General features: G+C 60.2%; 4 protein-coding genes. All 4 read left to right on the plus strand.

The window, feature by feature from the left end; genetic code table 11:
• Nucleotides 1-100: 100 nt before the first annotated feature.
• The 4 genes from WCA53_RS17305 (at nucleotide 101) to WCA53_RS17320 (ending at nucleotide 3,378) form a co-directional block, all read left to right on the plus strand.
• On the plus strand, nucleotides 101-904 hold the full coding sequence (locus WCA53_RS17305) for a transglutaminase-like domain-containing protein (protein WP_423913011.1): 804 nt from the start codon (nucleotides 101-103) through the stop codon (nucleotides 902-904).
• A gap of 109 nt (nucleotides 905-1,013) precedes the next feature.
• Nucleotides 1,014-2,030 (plus strand): AraC family transcriptional regulator, encoded by a 1,017-nt coding sequence (locus WCA53_RS17310; RefSeq protein WP_423913014.1) that lies wholly within the window; start codon nucleotides 1,014-1,016, stop codon nucleotides 2,028-2,030.
• A 115-nt stretch (nucleotides 2,031-2,145) separates the two neighbouring features.
• Nucleotides 2,146-2,760: a J domain-containing protein gene (locus WCA53_RS17315; RefSeq protein WP_423913017.1), complete on the plus strand. Its 615-nt coding sequence runs from the start codon at nucleotides 2,146-2,148 to the stop codon at nucleotides 2,758-2,760.
• Nucleotides 2,761-2,913: 153 nt separating this feature from the next.
• On the plus strand, nucleotides 2,914-3,378 hold the full coding sequence (locus WCA53_RS17320; protein WP_423913020.1) for a DUF2934 domain-containing protein: 465 nt from the start codon (nucleotides 2,914-2,916) through the stop codon (nucleotides 3,376-3,378).
• The last annotated feature ends 181 nt before the right edge of the window (nucleotides 3,379-3,559 follow it).

Below are 3,559 nucleotides of genomic sequence, written 5' to 3' on the forward strand. Positions count from 1 at the left end.
GTTTTAAAGAATGCGGGGCAAGAACGTGCGGCTGGCTTGCCGCTTAAGTCACCCCGTCCAGGCTGCTAAAGCCGCGCCCCGTCCACGAAAGGTCAGTCCAATGAAACTCCGCGTTGGTTACGAACTGGTCTACCAGTGTCCTCAGTGGACGCCGATGTTGCTGATGCTCAACGTTCACTCTTCCCGCGTCGGGGACGTGCTCGTGCCGGACCGGATCAATGTCTTTCCGGCAGTCCCAATCAAGCAGTACTACGACTCGTTCGGCAATCTTTGCAGCCGTATAGTTTCGCCGCCCGGTCAGCTCACGCTGTCAACGTATGCACTACTGGAGGTCCCCGAACATCCGGAGGTGCACACGCCCTATAGTTACCAGCATCCGGTCGAGGAACTGCCTGACGAATGCCTGCAATTCCTGTTGGGTAGCCGCTATTGCGAAAGCGATCTGCTCTCGAACGACGCGTGGCAAATGTTCGGTCACACGCCACTAGGAAGGCCCCGCGTGCAGGCAATTTGCGATTACGTTCATCGGCAAATTGCCTTCGACTACGTACACGCGCGCCCGACTCGAACAGCGTTCGAGGCGTATCGAGAAGGGGTCGGAGTATGCCGCGACTATGCGCACCTGGCGGTGTCGCTGTGCCGCGCGATGAATATCCCGGCGCGCTATTGCACCGGCTATATCAGCGACATCGGCTTGCCGCCAAACCCCGCGCCCATGGACTTCTGCGCATGGTTCGAGGCGTATCTGGGCGGTACGTGGCAAACGTTCGACCCGCGCAACAACGCGCCAAGAACCGGTCGCGTCCTGATCGCACGCGGCCGGGACGCGGCTGATGTCGCCATTAGCAACAGCTTTGGCACAACCACGCTGCTCAAGTTCGGCGTGACTTGCGAGCCAGGATAAATGTGCAGCGTGCGTCGCAAAGTGAACCCCGCAATCCGGCGATAACCCGTCCCAATGCCCTTTCTCCGGTAAGATTTCCACGTCCGGCGCTTATCGCGGGACACCGCTCGTGCCGGCATTGCGCGCCTGGGGACCGAACCCGGCAATCAACCAGCCAGCGACGCTACCCTCTACCTTTTCATCGTTCCTTCGAACCATGGATGCACTCGACCGGCTAATTCAGTTATCGCGCCTTCAAGGAGCCCTGGACCTGCGCTGTCTGCTGGGCGGCCAATGGGCGCTGGATAACCCGCGTAGAGCTGACGGCGAGGCGGCCTATCACGTGGTGCTTGGCGGTAATTGCCTGCTGCGCCTGCATGGCCGACCGGACGTGCTGCTGGAAACCGGCGACATAGCGATGTTGCCGCGCGGCGACGCGCACCTGCTGGCGTGCGTCGCCGATCATGAAAGCGGGATCCCTGCCGCCGATGGGTCCCAGACGATGCAAACCCGTGATAACGGCGCGGTGGCTATCCACACGAACGTCGACGAAGGCGCGGCAAACGTCGATATGCTCTGTGGCCGCTTTAACTACACGCCGAATGCGCTTCTTATCGACGTGCTGCCCGACGTAGTAAAAATGTCTTTTGCACGCAGCGAAGTGCCCGGTCTGGCCATACTCGTAGGCATGATGCGCCGTGAAGCGAACGAAGCGGCACCGGGTGCACAGTCGATTGTTTCGGCACTGTCCACCGCGCTTTTCACGTTGTTGCTCCGTGCGCACCTGGAGCAGCAGCCTTCCACCAGCGACATTCTCGGATTGCTGGCGAATGCGCGGCTGGGGCCCTCGGTGATCGCCATGCTGGAGCGTCCGTCGGAGAGGTGGACCATCGAAATGCTTGCAGAACAATCCGCCATGTCGCGGGCCACTTACATGCGCGCGTTCAGCGCACTCACGACCGACTCGCCGATGAACCTGCTCGCCCGGATCCGCATGCAACTGGCCGGCACACTGCTGGCACGCACGCCGAAAAGTATCGGAGAGATTGCGGACGAGGTCGGGTATCAGTCGGAATCGGCTTTTAGCAAAAAATTCAAGGATGCCTATGGCGTAGGGCCGGGACGCTTCAGGCAATCTCGCACCTGAACCAACTTGTAGCCGCGCCCACGGTTGCCCCGGCTACCTCACGACGCTCGCCTTACGATTAAAAAACGTCTTTTTCGCATGCTAGGATGTTCAGCGGATATGTTCGGGTTTTGCCATGACCACGCTATATGACACCTTGAATGTCCCGGAACATGCGTCCGGTGACGAGATAAAACGAGCCTACAGGAAAGCCGCAATGCGCTGGCATCCTGACCGCAACGCGGGTCAGGAAACTACCGCACGCGCTGCGTTCCTGGACGTGCAGCACGCGTACGCCATCCTCTCCGACCCTGAGCAGAGGTGCGTGTACGACGAGGTATACGCGGAAGAGATGAAACGCCAGCAAGCGCTGCGGGAAGAGGCCGAGCGCCTGCAGGCAGAACGCGAAGCCGCTGCTCGCGCTGCCGAGGAAGCGTTATACGCGCGCATGGTCGCGCTGGCTATGCGCTTCGCCGACCAGGGATACAACCGCGATGTCGTGTTCGGCGTATTGCTCGGGCACGATTGCTGCGCGGAGCTAGCGCATCGGATCGCAGATAGTGTCCTCGCGCTCCATGCGTCACGGACCGCCAATCCTGCTGCGCAGGCGTCAGAGGAGGCTGCCGACCAGACCGACGATGCGCCACCGGAGCCGTCGCAAAGCGAGGAGGAAACGCAGCCCGCGTCGCATACGGGGTCGCATCCCTTATCCCATCTCTGGTTCCCGTTCTGGAATGCGTTGCGTTCCTGAGCCGGTTTGGCCGCTGCGGTGAACGACGTGGACGGATCGCGAATCAAGGGGCAGGGGTTGTTCTCTCCGATGGCCATGACTTTCCGTTAGCAGCGGGGGAGGGCCGGCGTTTCCCGGTGTTATCGACGAACAAAATCACTTTACGGAGGCACGATGGCAAACAAAACGTTGGACGAGCAGATCCGCTTGCATGCGTATTACTTGTGGGAAGCTGACGGTTGCCCCGAGGGCCGCGCGCACGATTATTGGCAGAAGGCGCGCACATTGCTCGAAAAGCAGCATGCTGCGTCGGCCGCTCCAATCGATGAAACGCGCGCCGTGGAACTGATGGTCGAGAAGGCGGCGAAGAAGCCGGCCAAATCGAAGACTGCAGCGACAACCCCAGGAAAAAAAGGGGTGAAGGTGACCAAGACGGACGGGAAGGATGCAGCGAAGCCGTCGAAGGAGACATCGGCTAAAGCGGCAGGAAAGCCGAAGTCAGTTGCCAAGGCCAACGACAAGCCGGCGAAAAAGAAAGCCGCCGGAAAGTCTGCTGCCGAGAAGCCCGCAACCAAGACGGTTGCAGCGAAGCCTGCGGCTCGCGCCACCGCGAAATCTAAATCTATAGATAAGGCGTGAGCGCGCACGAGTTTGCACCATGCATTTACGTGATCAACGGTTCGCGGGGCTGTCAGATGACAACGACGAAAAGAAAACTGCAACGGGATGTTTCGGAGTGGGGGTGCATGTAGGGACGGGGAGGTGTACCAGGCTGCATCGAGGAACTTGGGGGTAGGGAGGAAAACGACTCACCCTTACT

The organism is Caballeronia sp., assembly GCF_049581465.1.
Lineage (GTDB): Bacteria > Pseudomonadota > Gammaproteobacteria > Burkholderiales > Burkholderiaceae > Caballeronia.